Origin of the sequence: Pseudomonas sp. FP1742, assembly GCF_030687145.1 — a bacterium.
GTDB lineage: Bacteria > Pseudomonadota > Gammaproteobacteria > Pseudomonadales > Pseudomonadaceae > Aquipseudomonas > Aquipseudomonas frederiksbergensis_D.
Genome location: NZ_CP117460.1, coordinates 3,833,844 through 3,847,324, shown reverse-complemented (window position 1 = coordinate 3,847,324; position 13,481 = coordinate 3,833,844). Strand labels below are relative to the sequence as shown.

Sequence of the window (13,481 nt, the reverse complement as noted above, 5' to 3'; positions counted from 1 at the left end):
CCAAGGCATCTGAAAAGCGAGGGAGAGGGGGGCGTTACTCTTTGTCGTTGCCGTAATTCATGATCGACAGCATACGGATCGGCACCTGCACCAGTTGCTCGGGGCCATGGGGAATTTCCCCTTCGAAGGTCAGGCTGTCGCCGGCTTCCATGCGGTACAGCTGATTGCCGTGGCGATAAATCAGTTCGCCTTCCAGCAAGTGCAGGAATTCGGTGCCCGGGTGGGAGAAGGTCGGAAACTCTTCACTCGCGTCATCCATGCTCACCATGTACGCCTCGAAACTCTTCTTCGGCCCACGGGTGTGATTGAGCAGATGGTAGGTGTGACCTTTCTCGGTCCCTCGCCGAACCACTTCCATCCCCTGATCAGCCTTGACCAACAACGCGCTGCCATCTTGCTGGTCGTATTCGCTGAACAATTTCGACAACGGCAGGCCCAGCACGTCGCACAGACGGCTCAGGGTATCGAGGCTGGTGGACACCTGGGCGTTTTCGATCTTGCTCAGCATGCCCTGGCTGATATCGGCGATCTTGGCCACATCGGACAGTTTCAGATCCTGCGCCTGGCGTTGGCGCTTGATCTGCAAACCCAGGTATTGCTCAAGCTTGAGGCGCGGGGCGGTTTCGGTCGGCATAGTCATCAGATCCTGCACACTTTCCGTTCGGTAATATTAGTTTCGCACTGAGAAAGTGCAAATCGCGGCGCTCAGCTCGCATCCATTGGGCGGTATTCCCACTGGGAAAAGAATTTTCCCATATATACAGCACAAAAGCGCTTTTCTCGGCGAATCAACGCTTCACTCGCGAATCTGGCAAGGGCCTTGCATTCCTGTTGGGAAACTAACTTTCTTTTTAGGAATAAAAAGTCAGTCAAGGCCCATCCACAATGTTTTGCCTTTCGCGAGGAGTGACGAGCAATGTTGCCAGCAGAAACCCAGCGCATCATCGACAAGCACGGGATCAAGTATGTGCTTGCGCAGTTTGTGGATATACACGGGGCGGCCAAAACCAAGTCGGTGCCCATCTGTGGGCTCAAGGCTGTTGCCGAGGAAGGAGCGGGGTTTGCCGGGTTCGCGATCAGCGGCATGGGCATGGAACCTCACGGCCCGGACTTTATGGCCCGTGGCGATCTGTCGACGCTGACGGCAGTGCCCTGGCAACCGGGTTACGGGCGGGTGGTGTGCATCGGCCACGTCGACGGCAAGCCCCATCCCTATGACAGCCGTTATGTGCTGCAGCAACAAGTGCAACGCCTGGAAGAAAAGGGTTGGACCCTCAACACTGGTCTGGAGCCCGAGTTCAACCTGATGCGCCGCGACGAGCAGGGCAAGCTGCAACTGGTCGACCTCAGCGACAACCTGGACAAGCCTTGCTACGACTACAAAGGCCTGTCGCGCTCCCGGGTGTTTCTTGAACGCCTGACGGAAGCTTTGCAGGCGGTGGATTTCGAGGTCTATCAAATCGACCATGAGGACGCCAACGGCCAGTTCGAAATCAACTACACCTACAGCGACGCCATGACCTCGGCGGACCGCTTCACCTTCTTCCGCATGGCCGCCGGCGAGATTGCCAATGACCTGGACATGATCTGCTCGTTCATGCCCAAACCAGACCCGAAACGTGCCGGCAACGGCATGCACTTTCACCTGTCGATCAGCAGCGCCGAGAACAAGAACCTGTTCCATGACGCCAGCGACCCGAGCGGCATGGGCCTGTCGAAAATGGCTTATCACTTCGCCGCCGGTCTGCTGGCCCACGGCCCGGCGCTATGTGCCTTCGCCGCGCCGACGGTCAACTCCTACAAGCGTCTGGTGGTGGGCAACTCGTTGTCCGGCGCGACCTGGGCGCCGGCCTTTATAGCCTTCGGTGCCAACAACCGTTCAGCCATGGTGCGGGTGCCTTACGGCCGTCTCGAATTCCGCCTCCCGGACGCCGGTTGCAATCCCTATCTGGTCAGCGCTGCGATCATTGCGGCCGGCTTGGATGGTATCGACCGTCAGCTGGAAATCGACCAGGTCTGTAATGAAAACCTCTACAGCTTGAGCCTGGAGCAGATCGCTGCACGGGGTATCAAGACTCTGCCGCAATCGCTCAAGGAAGCTTGCGACGCGCTGGAAGCCGACCCGTTGTTCGCCGAGGTGCTGGGACCGCAGATCGTCGACGAGTTCATCAAGCTCAAACGCATGGAATGGGTGGAGTACAGCCGCCACGTCTCTGACTGGGAAATCCAGCGCTACACCGAATTTTTCTGACTATGTGTTTTGACAACCATTCGGGCACCCGGCATGGCGTCGGGTGTTCACTGCCTCCGAAGGAGACTTGATATGTGTGGAATCGTAGGTCTTTACCTGAAAAATCCGCAGCTGGAATCCCGGCTCGGCCAGCTCTTCGAACCGATGTTGCAAGCCATGACCGATCGTGGCCCGGACAGTGCCGGTTTCGCCATTTACGGCGATGAAGTGGCCGATGACTGGGTCAAGCTGACCCTGCAGGCCACCACCGAAGGCTTTGACTGGAAAACCCTGATGGGTGAGCTGGAAGGGCGTCTCGGCTGCTCGCTGGACTGGTTCCAGAACGCCAACGCTGCCGTGCTCAAGGTCAATGCCGAAGAGGCGCCGGTACGTCTGGCCCTCGCCGAATTGGCACCTGGCGTACGCATCATGAGCGCCGGCCAGAGCATCGAAATTCTCAAGGGCATGGGCTTGCCCCTGGAGATTTCCCAACGCTTTGGCCTGGCCGGCATGAAGGGCAGCCACATCATCGGCCACACCCGGATGGCCACCGAAAGCGCGGTGACCATGGAAGGCAGCCACCCGTTCTCCACCGGCGCCGACCTGTGCCTGGTGCACAACGGCTCGCTGTCCAACCACTTCCGCCTGCGTCAGGAACTTAAGCGCGAAGGCATTCACTTCGAGACCGACAACGACACCGAAGTCGCCGCCGGCTACCTGACCTGGCGCCTGCAACAGGGCGACTCGCTGAAGGAGGCGCTGGATCATTCGCTGGAGGATCTGGACGGCTTCTTCACCTTCGCCATCGGTACCCGTAACGGTTTTGCGGTGATCCGCGATCCGATCGCCTGCAAGCCGGCGATCCTCGCCGAGACGGAGGACTACGTCGCTATGGCTTCCGAATACCAGGCGCTGTCGAGCCTGCCGGGGATCGAACACGCGAGGGTCTGGGAACCGGCACCGGCCACTATGTACATCTGGGAACGCGAGTCAGCTTAAGGGGCGCACACATGAAAACCATCGATCTTTCCATTGCCACCGTGCGCGATCTCAACCAGGCGCTGCATGACCAGGTCAACAACGTTGAAGACCGCGAATGGGTGGTGACTCATTCGAACGGCAAGCACAACCTCGCGGTCGGGGTGAACCAGGCCGTGTCCATCGATATCCAGGGCCACGCCGGTTACTACTGCGCCGGCATGAATCAAAAGGCTTCGATCACCGTCCACGGCAATGTCGGTGTCGGTTGCGCCGAGAACATGATGTCCGGCTACGTCCGGGTCAAAGGCAGCGCCTCTCAAGCGGCCGGTGCCACGGCCCATGGCGGGCTGTTGGTGATTGAAGGCGATGCTGGTGCGCGTTGCGGGATTTCCATGAAGGGCATCGACATCGTGGTCGGCGGCAGCATTGGCCATATGAGTTGTTTCATGGGCCAGGCCGGGCGCCTGGTGGTGTGCGGCGATGCCGGCGATGCACTGGGTGATTCGCTTTACGAAACCCACATCTATGTGCGCGGCAGCGTCGCGTCCCTGGGTTCGGACTGCGTCGAAAAAGAGATGCGCGCCGAACACTTGGAGGAGCTGCAAGTCCTGCTGAACCGTGCCGGTTTCGAGCATAAGGCGACTGACTTCAAGCGCTATGGCTCGGCCCGTCAGTTGTACAACTTCAAAGTCGATAACGCATCCGCGTACTGATCCGCGCGAGGAGAATAGACATGAGCGACCCTACTACCCAAAAAGCAGGCACTCCAGTGTTGCGTGAGTCCGCGACCTTCGACCGCCTGACCATTCAGGAAATACAGCGTGCCGCTGAAACCGGCATCTATGACATTCGCGGCGGTGGCACCAAGCGCAAGCTGCCGCACTTCGATGACTTGTTGCTGCTGGGCGCCAGCGTTTCACGCTACCCGCTGGAAGGTTATCGGGAGAAGTGCGGCACCGATGTGATCCTCGGCAACCGCTTCGCCAAGAAGCCGATCCACCTGAAGATTCCGGTAACCATTGCCGGCATGAGTTTCGGTGCGTTGTCGGCCAATGCCAAGGAGGCGCTGGGCCGTGGCGCGACCATCGCCGGCACCAGCACCACTACCGGTGACGGTGGCATGACCCCGGAAGAACGCGGTCAATCCCAGCATTTGGTTTATCAGTATTTGCCATCGCGCTACGGCATGAACCCGGACGACCTGCGCAAAGCCGACGCCATCGAAATCGTCCTGGGCCAGGGCGCCAAACCCGGTGGCGGCGGCATGCTGCTGGGCATGAAAGTCACCGAGCGGGTGGCCGGCATGCGCACGTTGCCGATCGGTGTCGATCAGCGCAGCGCCTGCCGTCACCCGGACTGGACCGGCCCGGATGACCTGGCGATCAAAATTGCCGAGATCCGTGAAATCACGGATTGGGAAAAACCGATCTACGTGAAAATCGGCGCGAGCCGGCCGTACTACGACGTCAAATTGGCGGTGAAGGCAGGCGCGGATGTGATTGTCCTTGACGGCATGCAGGGCGGCACCGCGGCGACTCAGGAAGTGTTTATCGAACACGTGGGGATTCCGATTCTGCCGGCCATCCCGCAAGCGGTACAGGCTTTGCAGGAGATGGGCATGCATCGCAAGGTGCAGTTGATCGTGTCGGGTGGTATTCGCAACGGCGCCGATGTGGCCAAGGCGATGGCGCTGGGCGCGGATGCGGTGGCCATCGGCACGGCGGCGCTGATTGCCTTGGGCGATAACCATCCACGCCTGGACGAGGAACTGAAGAAAATCGGCTCGGCCGCCGGTTTCTACGACGACTGGCAGAACGGCCGCGACCCGGCGGGGATCACTACCCAGGATCCGGAGCTGTCCAAACGCCTGGATCCAGTGGAAGGCGGTCGGCGTTTGGCCAACTACCTGCGGGTATTGGTACTGGAGGCGCAGACCATGGCCCGGGCGTGCGGCAAGTCGCACCTGCATAACCTCGATCCCGAGGATCTGGTGGCATTGACGGTGGAGTCGGCTGCCATGGCCCGGGTGCCATTGGCGGGGACCAACTGGGTTCCGGGCTCGGGTGGTTATTGAAACCGGTGAGATAACCTGTGGCGAGGGGGCAAGCCCCAATGAAAGTAGGAACGTGGCTAGCCTGCGAAGAACGATGACGCGTAATACGTGAAAAAACGCGGTGCATTCTTCGCGGGCAAGCCAGGCTCCTACAGGTTCTGCGCCTCGCCACAAACGTCGGTTGGCCTGCAGGCTCGCCCAACGATCAAGAGGTCTCCCAAGAGACCCGTACGCACTTACTTTGCTCACTGCCCGACACTTCCCATTTCTTTTGCAGGAGCTTTGAACATGGTCAATCGTCTTCTCGGCAAGTCCCTTTTCGGCCTACTGGCTGCCGGCGCGCTCGTGCCGCTGGCACAGGCAGCCGATGCTCCCACGTTGAACACCGGCAGCACGGCCTGGATGGTCACCGCCGCCGTGCTGGTGTTGTTCATGTGTCTGCCAGGCCTTGCGTTGTTTTACGGCGGCCTGGTGCGGGCAAAAAACATGCTGTCGTTGTTTACCCAGTGCTTCGGCATCGCCGGCCTGGTGGGGGTGCTGTGGGTGATTTATGGCTACAGCATGGTGGTCGACAGCACCGGCATGGTCGAGGGACAGGTGACGTTCAACAGTTTTGTCGGTGGATTGAGCCGGGCCTTTCTGGCGGGCATGACACCGGAAAGCCTTGTCGGTGAAATTCCGGAAGGGGTGTTCGTGACCTTCCAGATGACCTTCGCCATCATCACCCCGGCGCTGATCGCCGGGGCATTCGCCGAACGCATGAAGTTCTCGGCGGCGCTGCTGTTCATGGCGCTGTGGTTCACCCTCGTGTACGCCCCGGTAGCGCACATGGTCTGGGGTGGTTCGGGGGCCTTGATGCATAACTGGGGCGTCCTCGACTTTGCCGGTGGCACCGCGGTACATATCAATGCGGGTGTTGCAGCGCTGGCGGCGTGCCTGATCCTGGGCAAACGCAAGGGTTACCAAAACGAGCCAATGCCGGCGCATAACTTGAGCCTGACCATGGCCGGTGCGGCCATGCTCTGGTTCGGCTGGTTCGGCTTCAACATCGGCTCTGGCGGCGGTCTGAATGGCACCTCCGGCATCGTCATGCTCAACACCCAGCTGGGCGCTTGCGCCGGGATTCTCGGCTGGATGTTCACCGAGTGGTTCAAGGTCGGCAAACCGAGTGCTTTGGGCCTGGCCAGTGGGGCTTTGGCCGGTCTGGTGGGCATCACGCCGGCGTGCGCCTATGTCGGCGTTGGAGGTGCGTTGGCTATTGGTCTGCTGTGCGGGGTGTTCTGCTACTTGAGCGTCACCGTGCTGAAACGTCGCTTCGGTTATGACGACAGTCTCGACGTGTTCGGCTTGCACGGTATCGGCGGGATGATTGGCGCGATCCTGACCGGAGTATTCTGCATACCATCTCTGGGCGGGCTGGTGGAGGGCGTGACCCTGGGAGGACAAGTCTGGGCGCAGATAAAAGGCGTTGCGCTGACCACGGTCTATTGCTTCGTGGTGAGCTGGGTCATTCTCAAACTCGTCAATGTCCTTGTCGGCTTACGGGCTGATGAATCGGTGGAGGAGATGGGGCTGGATCTGGCCGAGCACAACGAGCGTGCCTACAACCATTGAGGTCTGGCGCGGACAGCAAAACGCCGGCATGAGCCGGCGTTTGGCTTACCTGGGTTTTATCGCAAAGCCTGATAGGTGGACTCAGCGAAACGCTGGTACCACCTGCTTGATGAACAGCTCCAGGGATTTTTTCTTCTCTGCGTGGGGCAGACTGTTGTCGCACCAGAAGCTGAACTCATCGACGCCCAGTTCCTGGTAATACTTGATGCGCGGGATGATTTCTTCCGCGGTGCCGATCATCGCTGTTTTGTGCAGGCTTTCCAGTTTGAACTCCGGGCGCTCGGCGAACTTCTCTTCCGGGCTCGGTTCCAGGAAACCGTTGACCGGTGTTGTCTTGTTACCGAACCAAGCATCGAAGGTGCGGTAGAACTTGGAAATCGCCTTGGCCCCGACTTTCCAGCCCTCAGGGTCATCGGCGGCATGCACGTGGGTGTGGCGCAACACCATCAATTGCGGGCGCGGTACGTCCGGGTTGTTGTCCAGGGCGGTCTGAAACTTGTTCTTCAGGTCGAGAACTTCTTCGTCGCCCTTCATCAATGGCGTGACCATCACGTTGCAGCCGTTGGCCACGGCGAAGTTGTGCGAGTCGGGGTCGCGAGCCGCTATCCACATTGGCGGGTTGGGCTTCTGGATCGGCTTGGGCACGCTGGTGGAAGTGGGGAATTTCCAGATCTCGCCGTCGTGGGCGTAGTCGCCTTGCCACAGGGCGCGCACCACCGGGACCATTTCCCGCAGCGCCTGACCGCCGGACGAGGCAGGCATGCCGCCGGCCATGCGGTCGAATTCGACCTGGTAGGCGCCACGGGCTAGGCCGACTTCCATGCGACCGTTACTGATCACGTCCAGCAGCGCACATTCGCCCGCTACCCGCAGAGGGTGCCAGAACGGCGCGATGATGGTGCCGGCGCCCAGGTGAATGGTGGTGGTCTTGGCGGCCAGATACGCCAGCAGCGGCATCGGGCTTGGCGAGATGGTGTATTCCATGGCGTGGTGTTCGCCGATCCACACAGTGCTGAAGCCACCGGCCTCGGCCATCAGGGTCAGTTCGGTCAGTTCTTCGAACAACTGACGGTGGCTGACGCTTTCGTCCCAACGTTCCATGTGTACGAACAGGGAAAATTTCATGACGCTACCTCTAATCTTTGTAATTGGCTGTCGGTTCAGGCGAGGACGGGCAGGGCGCCCATCTTGCCGTGGCAGTACACCAGTGGGCCGGCGGTGTGCTGCGGCACTATCAGGTTCTTCACGGCGCCGACCATGATCGCGTGGTCGCCGCCTTCATATTCGCGCCACAACTCGCATTCGATGACGGCCGTGGCGTTGGCCAGGATCGGATTGCCCAGTTCGCTCAACGTCCATTCGATCCCTTGCGCCTTGTCCTTGCCTTTGCGGGCGAAAGCATAGGCTTCGCTTTGCTGGCCGCCGGAAAGGACGTGGATGGCAAAGCGTTTGTTCTTGATCAATACGGGATAGGAATCGGAACTGTAGTTGGGGCAGAACAGCACCAGGGCCGGGTCCATCGACAGCGAGCTGAATGCGCTGGCGGTGAGGCCGACGATTTGTCCATCGTCATCCAGCGTGGTGATGACCGTCACCCCGGACGGGAACGAGCCCATGACTTGTTTGTAGATGGCGGCATCGATCATTGGAGGGTCCTCGGGTGCTGTGAGGTGGTTTTTATGAATTTATAGGTCTGATGGTATACCGTAATACATAGTTTGCAAGGGCTTTTTATTTTTGCCGATAAACGCATTTCGAGGGCTTATAACCCAATGTTTTCGGGGTTTGTGGCGCGAATTTGAGTACTGAAGGCCCCAGAAGGTGCAGATCAGATTACCGGTAAAGTATCGGATCAGCCTTGTGAAAAGGTTGGAATACCATAATATGGTTCGCATCTGGAGGGCTGCCAAGCCGCACCCCCGGTTTGGCTTCGTACAACTATAAGATCAGACAAACTCGAGTTCATGCACATGTCCCAGATGTCCCGGCAAGACCCGTTGATCGAGAATCACACTGTCGATTACGTCCCTCTCGCGGAACGCCATGGGAAGGCCCGCGACCTGTTCACTTTATGGTTCAGCACCAACATCGCACCGTTGCCGATCGTGACGGGGGCGATGGTGGTTCAGGTGTTTCACCTCGACCTGTTCTGGGGGCTGCTGGCGATTGCCCTCGGGCATATGCTCGGCGGACTGGTGATCGCCCTTGCATCAGCCCAGGGCCCGCGTATGGGCATTCCGCAAATGGTCCAGAGCCGTGGCCAGTTCGGCCGTTATGGCGCGTTGTTGATTGTGTTTTTCGCCGCGCTGATCTACATCGGCTTCTTTATTTCCAACATCGTGTTGGCCGGCAAGTCAATCGTCGGCATCGCGCCTGCGGTTCCGGTGCCGGCGAGCATCCTGATCGGTGCCCTTGGCGCCACTGCGATTGGAGTGATCGGATACAACTTCATCCACACTCTCAACCGCATCGGTACTTGGGTGATGGGTAGCGCATTGCTTGCGGGGTTCATTTACATCTTCGCCCATGAATTGCCATCGGATTTCCTGACTCGCGGCAGCTTCAACCTCTCTGGCTGGCTGGCCACGGTATCGCTGGGGATCATCTGGCAGATCAGTTTCTCGCCTTATGTGTCGGACTATTCCCGTTACCTGCCGGCGGATATCGGCATCGCCAAACCGTTCTGGGCCACTTACATGGGCGCGACCCTGGGCACCATTCTGTCGTTTAGCTTCGGCGCGGTGGCGGTGCTGGCGACCCCGGAAGGTACCGAAGCGATGGCCGCGGTGAAGCAATCCACCGGCTGGCTCGGACCGATCCTGATGGTGCTGTTTTTGCTCAACATCATCAGCCACAACGCCTTGAATCTGTATGGTGCGGTGCTGTCGATCATCACCTCGATCCAGACTTTCGCCAGCCAATGGACGCCGAGCATCAGACTGCGGATAGTGCTATCGAGCGGGGTGCTGGTGGGTTGCTGCGTTGTCGCGCTGGGCGCTTCGGCGGATTTCATCTCGCAGTTCATCGGGTTGATCCTGGCGCTGTTGCTGGTACTGGTGCCGTGGGCTTCGATCAACCTGATCGACTTCTATGTGATCAAGCGTGGTCATTACGACATCGCGTCGATCTTCCGCGCTGATGGCGGGATCTATGGACGCTTCAATCTGCATGCGATCGTTGCGTACTTCATCGGGATTATCGTGCAGCTGCCGTTTGCCAATACGTCGTTGTATGTCGGGCCGTATGCCAATCTGGTCGAGGGTGCGGATCTTTCGTGGCTGGTGGGATTGGTGGTGACGTGTCCGCTTTATTATTGCCTGGCGACGCGTGGGCAAACCCGGCAGAGCAGGGCGGCGCGGCTGGGCTACGCCGACTGACAATGTCGGGCATCAAGCCTGTAGAAGCTGCCGCAGCCTGCGTCAGCTTCTACAGGGATCGCATTCGATCTTCCTTGCGACTCATGATCAGGCTCAACAGCACCGAAGTCAGAATGATCCCGCCGACAATGGCCAGCGACCATTCAACTGGCATGTGAAGCCACGGCATCAGCGTCATCTTGCTGCCGATGAACACCAATACGGTCGCCAAACCGTATTTGAGCAAGTGAAAGCGGTCAGCCATGTCGGCCAGCAGGAAATACAACGCCCGCAAACCCATGATCGCGAAGATGTTCGATGTGAACACAATGAACGGATCGGTGGTGACGGCGAAGATCGCCGGGATGCTGTCGATCGCAAACACCAGGTCGCTGGCTTCGATCAGCACCAGTACCAGAAACATCGGCGTCGCCCAGTGCCGACCATCTTGCACCACAAAAAAGTGCTCGCCATGAAGTCCGTTGGTGACGCGCAGATGGCCGCGTATCCAGCGCAATAATGGGTTTTTATCGAGGTCAGGCCGGTGACCGGCGAATACCAGCATTTTGATCCCGGTGATGATCAGGAATACACCGAACACATACAGCAACCACGCGAACTGCGACACCAGCCACACGCCGGCGAAAATCATCGCCCCGCGCATCACGATTGCCCCGAGCACACCGTACAGCAGCACTCGGCGCTGCAGCTCCGGCGGCACGGCGAAGTAGCCGAAAATCATTACGAAGATGAACATGTTGTCGATCGACAGCGACTGCTCGATCAGATAACCCGTGAGGAATTCCAGCATTTTGCGCTGGGCGATCTCGGGTCCGAACTCGCCATTCAAGTACCACCGGAGCAATCCCGCGAAGGCCAGCGCCAGCGCGCACCAGGCAATGACCCAGCACGATGCTTCACGTACTGACACCCGATGTGCCTTGTGCCCGCCGAAGACAAACAGATCCAGAGCCAGCATGGCCAGGACGAAGGCGATGAAGGCGACCCACATCCAGGGTTCGCCGATGCTCATAGGCTGCATGTCGTTCTCCCTGTCTGGACGTGTTCTGGAGCCGACAGGGTCATGCTAGCGGGGGAATTGCGAGGAAGAAAAATCGATTATTCCTTATCGATAATTCGTTATTTACGAAGTGTCGCCGATGATCACCAATCCTCGGCATAAAAAAGGGTCACCGCAGCCCGACGCTGTGGTGACCCGAGGGTGATACGCGAAAATCGGGCCCACCTTGGTGGGCCTTTGCATCAGTGAGCGCCAGCGGCTTTGTTCAGATCGCTTTCAGCCCATTCGGTATAAACGCAAGCGTCTGCCGTCGCCCAGCGCACGCGCACCGGGTCGCCAGCCTTGAGTGGCATGCCGGCCGCAGAAAGGGCCTTGACGGTCATCGACGTGCCGCCCGAGGTCACTACGCTGCAGGTCTGGCTTTCGCCAAGGAACAGCACTTCCACCACCTTGGCCGAGACTTCATTCCAGCCCGCCGCCAATGACTCTTGACTCGCTTGTTCGACGCTCAGGGCCAGGGCTTTTTCCGGACGCACCATCAGCAATACATCCTGATCGGTTTGCAAACCGGCTGTCAGGCGAATCGACAACGACTGGCCTTCAAACGAAGCCACCGCATTGCCCTGAGCCTTGAGCTTGAGGAAATTCGAGTTGCCGAGGAACGAAGCGACAAACGCATTCGGCGGGTTCTGGTACAGGTCATAACCGCTGCCCAGGCCCACGATCTTGCCATGGCTGAAGATCGCGATGCGCTGAGACAAACGCATGGCTTCCTCCTGATCGTGGGTCACGTAGATGATGGTGATACCGAGCCGCCGATGCAGTTGACGCAGTTCGTCCTGCAAGTCTTCGCGCAGCTTTTTATCCAGGGCGCCGAGGGGTTCGTCCATCAGCAAGATGCGTGGCTCATAGACCAGCGCGCGAGCGATCGCTACCCGTTGTTGCTGACCACCGGAGAGTTGTGAAGGGCGGCGATGGGCAAACTGCTCAAGCTGTACCAGTTTGAGCATGGCATCGACCCGGCGCTCGCGTTCGGCGGGGGCCAGTTTGCGGATCGACAACGGGAACGCGATGTTGTCGCGCACCGACAGGTGTGGGAACAGCGAATAACGCTGGAACACCATGCCGATGTCGCGCTTGTGCGGCGGCACGTTTACCAGCGATTGACCGTTGACCAGGATCTCGCCGCTGCTCGGGGTTTCGAAGCCGGCGAGCATCGACAAGGTGGTGCTTTTGCCGGAGCCGCTGGAGCCGAGGAAGGTGAGGAATTCACCGTCCTTGATGTCCAGCGAGATGTTGTCCACGGCGGCGAAATCGCCGTAGTACTTGTTCAGGTTGCGCAGGCTGACCAGTGGTTTGTCGTGCTGCTGCGCGGAATCTTTGATGACGGCACTCATGTTGTTCTCCTGGGCGCTCAGGCGCTGATTTGATTGCGCCGGCGAACGGCGGCGGCGATGATCATGACCAATACCGAGAGGCCGATCAGCAGCGTCGAGGCGACGGCGATCACGGGCGTCAGGTCCTGGCGCAGGGTGGTCCACATTTTTACCGGAAGGGTTTGCAGGGTCGGGCTGGCCATCATCACGCTCAGCACCACTTCATCCCAGGACACCAGGAACGCGAACAGCGCACCGGCGACCATGCCCGGACGAATCGCCGGAAAGGTCACCTTGAACACCGCTTGCAGGCGCGAGGCACCGCAGATCACCGCGGCATCCTCGATCGACTGATCGAACAGCTTCAGCGAGTTGATGATCGAGATGATGGTGAACGGCAGCGCAACGATCACGTGGCTGACCACGAAAGCGAACATGGTCCCGGTGTAACCAAGCTTGAGGAACAGCGCGTACACCGCCACCGCGATGATCACCAGCGGCACGATCATCGGCAGGGTGAACAAGCCATAGAGCATTTCCCGGCCAGGGAAGCGTCCGCGTACCAGGGCAAACGCGGTCGGCAAGCCCAGGGCTACGGCGCAGATCGTGGTCAGCACCGCCACCTTGAGACTGGCCATGGCCGCGTTCATCCAGTCGGCGTTGGAGAAGAACTGGCTGTACCATTTCAGTGTCCAGCCCGGTGGCGGGAACACCAGCCACTGGGAGGAGCCGAAGGACAGCAGCACGATGAACACGATCGGCAACAGCAGGAACAACGCGATCAGCCCGGTGGTGAAGTACAGGCCGAAACGCATCCGGCGGCTCATGGCATTGGGGGTCAGGAGCATGA

The 13,481-nt window shown here is 59.3% G+C and carries 12 protein-coding genes; 6 read left to right on the top strand and 6 right to left on the bottom strand.

The genetic code is table 11. The annotated features are described in order from the left end of the window. Window positions 1-34: 34 nt before the first annotated feature. Window positions 35-634, bottom strand: coding sequence for a helix-turn-helix domain-containing protein (locus PSH64_RS17005; RefSeq protein WP_018927696.1), 600 nt, complete (start codon window positions 632-634; stop codon window positions 35-37). 282 nt (window positions 635-916) lie between these two features. Here PSH64_RS17005 and glnT point away from each other — a divergent pair, with 282 nt between their 5' ends. The 5 genes from glnT (at window position 917) to PSH64_RS16980 (ending at window position 6,878) form a co-directional block, all read left to right on the top strand. After that, window positions 917-2,251, top strand: coding sequence for a type III glutamate--ammonia ligase (gene glnT, locus PSH64_RS17000; RefSeq protein ID WP_105341119.1), 1,335 nt, complete (start codon window positions 917-919; stop codon window positions 2,249-2,251). A 72-nt stretch (window positions 2,252-2,323) separates the two neighbouring features. Then, window positions 2,324-3,229, top strand: a complete 906-nt coding sequence (locus PSH64_RS16995; RefSeq protein ID WP_305477901.1) for a glutamine amidotransferase family protein — start codon at window positions 2,324-2,326, stop codon at window positions 3,227-3,229. An 11-nt stretch (window positions 3,230-3,240) separates the two neighbouring features. Continuing rightward, window positions 3,241-3,924: a protein glxC gene (locus tag PSH64_RS16990; RefSeq protein ID WP_305477900.1), complete on the top strand. Its 684-nt coding sequence runs from the start codon at window positions 3,241-3,243 to the stop codon at window positions 3,922-3,924. A gap of 20 nt (window positions 3,925-3,944) precedes the next feature. Next, window positions 3,945-5,285: an FMN-binding glutamate synthase family protein gene (locus tag PSH64_RS16985; protein ID WP_018927700.1), complete on the top strand. Its 1,341-nt coding sequence runs from the start codon at window positions 3,945-3,947 to the stop codon at window positions 5,283-5,285. 267 nt (window positions 5,286-5,552) lie between these two features. Continuing rightward, window positions 5,553-6,878: an ammonium transporter gene (locus PSH64_RS16980; RefSeq protein WP_305477899.1), complete on the top strand. Its 1,326-nt coding sequence runs from the start codon at window positions 5,553-5,555 to the stop codon at window positions 6,876-6,878. A gap of 81 nt (window positions 6,879-6,959) precedes the next feature. On the opposite strand, the gene PSH64_RS16975 is transcribed toward PSH64_RS16980, so the two are convergent. Beyond that, window positions 6,960-8,003 (bottom strand): LLM class flavin-dependent oxidoreductase, encoded by a 1,044-nt coding sequence (locus PSH64_RS16975; protein ID WP_018927702.1) that lies wholly within the window; start codon window positions 8,001-8,003, stop codon window positions 6,960-6,962. Window positions 8,004-8,038: 35 nt separating this feature from the next. Next, entirely contained in the window at window positions 8,039-8,524 is a 486-nt protein-coding gene (locus tag PSH64_RS16970; RefSeq protein ID WP_018927703.1) for a flavin reductase family protein, read from the bottom strand. Window positions 8,525-8,848: 324 nt separating this feature from the next. Between PSH64_RS16970 and PSH64_RS16965 the strand changes: the two genes are divergently transcribed. Next, window positions 8,849-10,255 (top strand): cytosine permease, encoded by a 1,407-nt coding sequence (locus PSH64_RS16965; protein ID WP_305477898.1) that lies wholly within the window; start codon window positions 8,849-8,851, stop codon window positions 10,253-10,255. A 49-nt stretch (window positions 10,256-10,304) separates the two neighbouring features. Here the strand turns inward: PSH64_RS16965 and PSH64_RS16960 are convergent, their stop codons facing one another. From PSH64_RS16960 to PSH64_RS16950, 3 genes are all read right to left on the bottom strand, one after another. After that, window positions 10,305-11,276: a TerC family protein gene (locus PSH64_RS16960; protein ID WP_305477897.1), complete on the bottom strand. Its 972-nt coding sequence runs from the start codon at window positions 11,274-11,276 to the stop codon at window positions 10,305-10,307. Window positions 11,277-11,497: 221 nt separating this feature from the next. Next, window positions 11,498-12,652 (bottom strand): ABC transporter ATP-binding protein, encoded by a 1,155-nt coding sequence (locus PSH64_RS16955; protein ID WP_305477896.1) that lies wholly within the window; start codon window positions 12,650-12,652, stop codon window positions 11,498-11,500. 17 nt (window positions 12,653-12,669) lie between these two features. Further along, a complete protein-coding gene (locus tag PSH64_RS16950; protein WP_305477895.1) occupies window positions 12,670-13,479 on the bottom strand; it encodes an ABC transporter permease in 810 nt (269 codons plus the stop codon). Window positions 13,480-13,481: the final 2 nt, after the last annotated feature.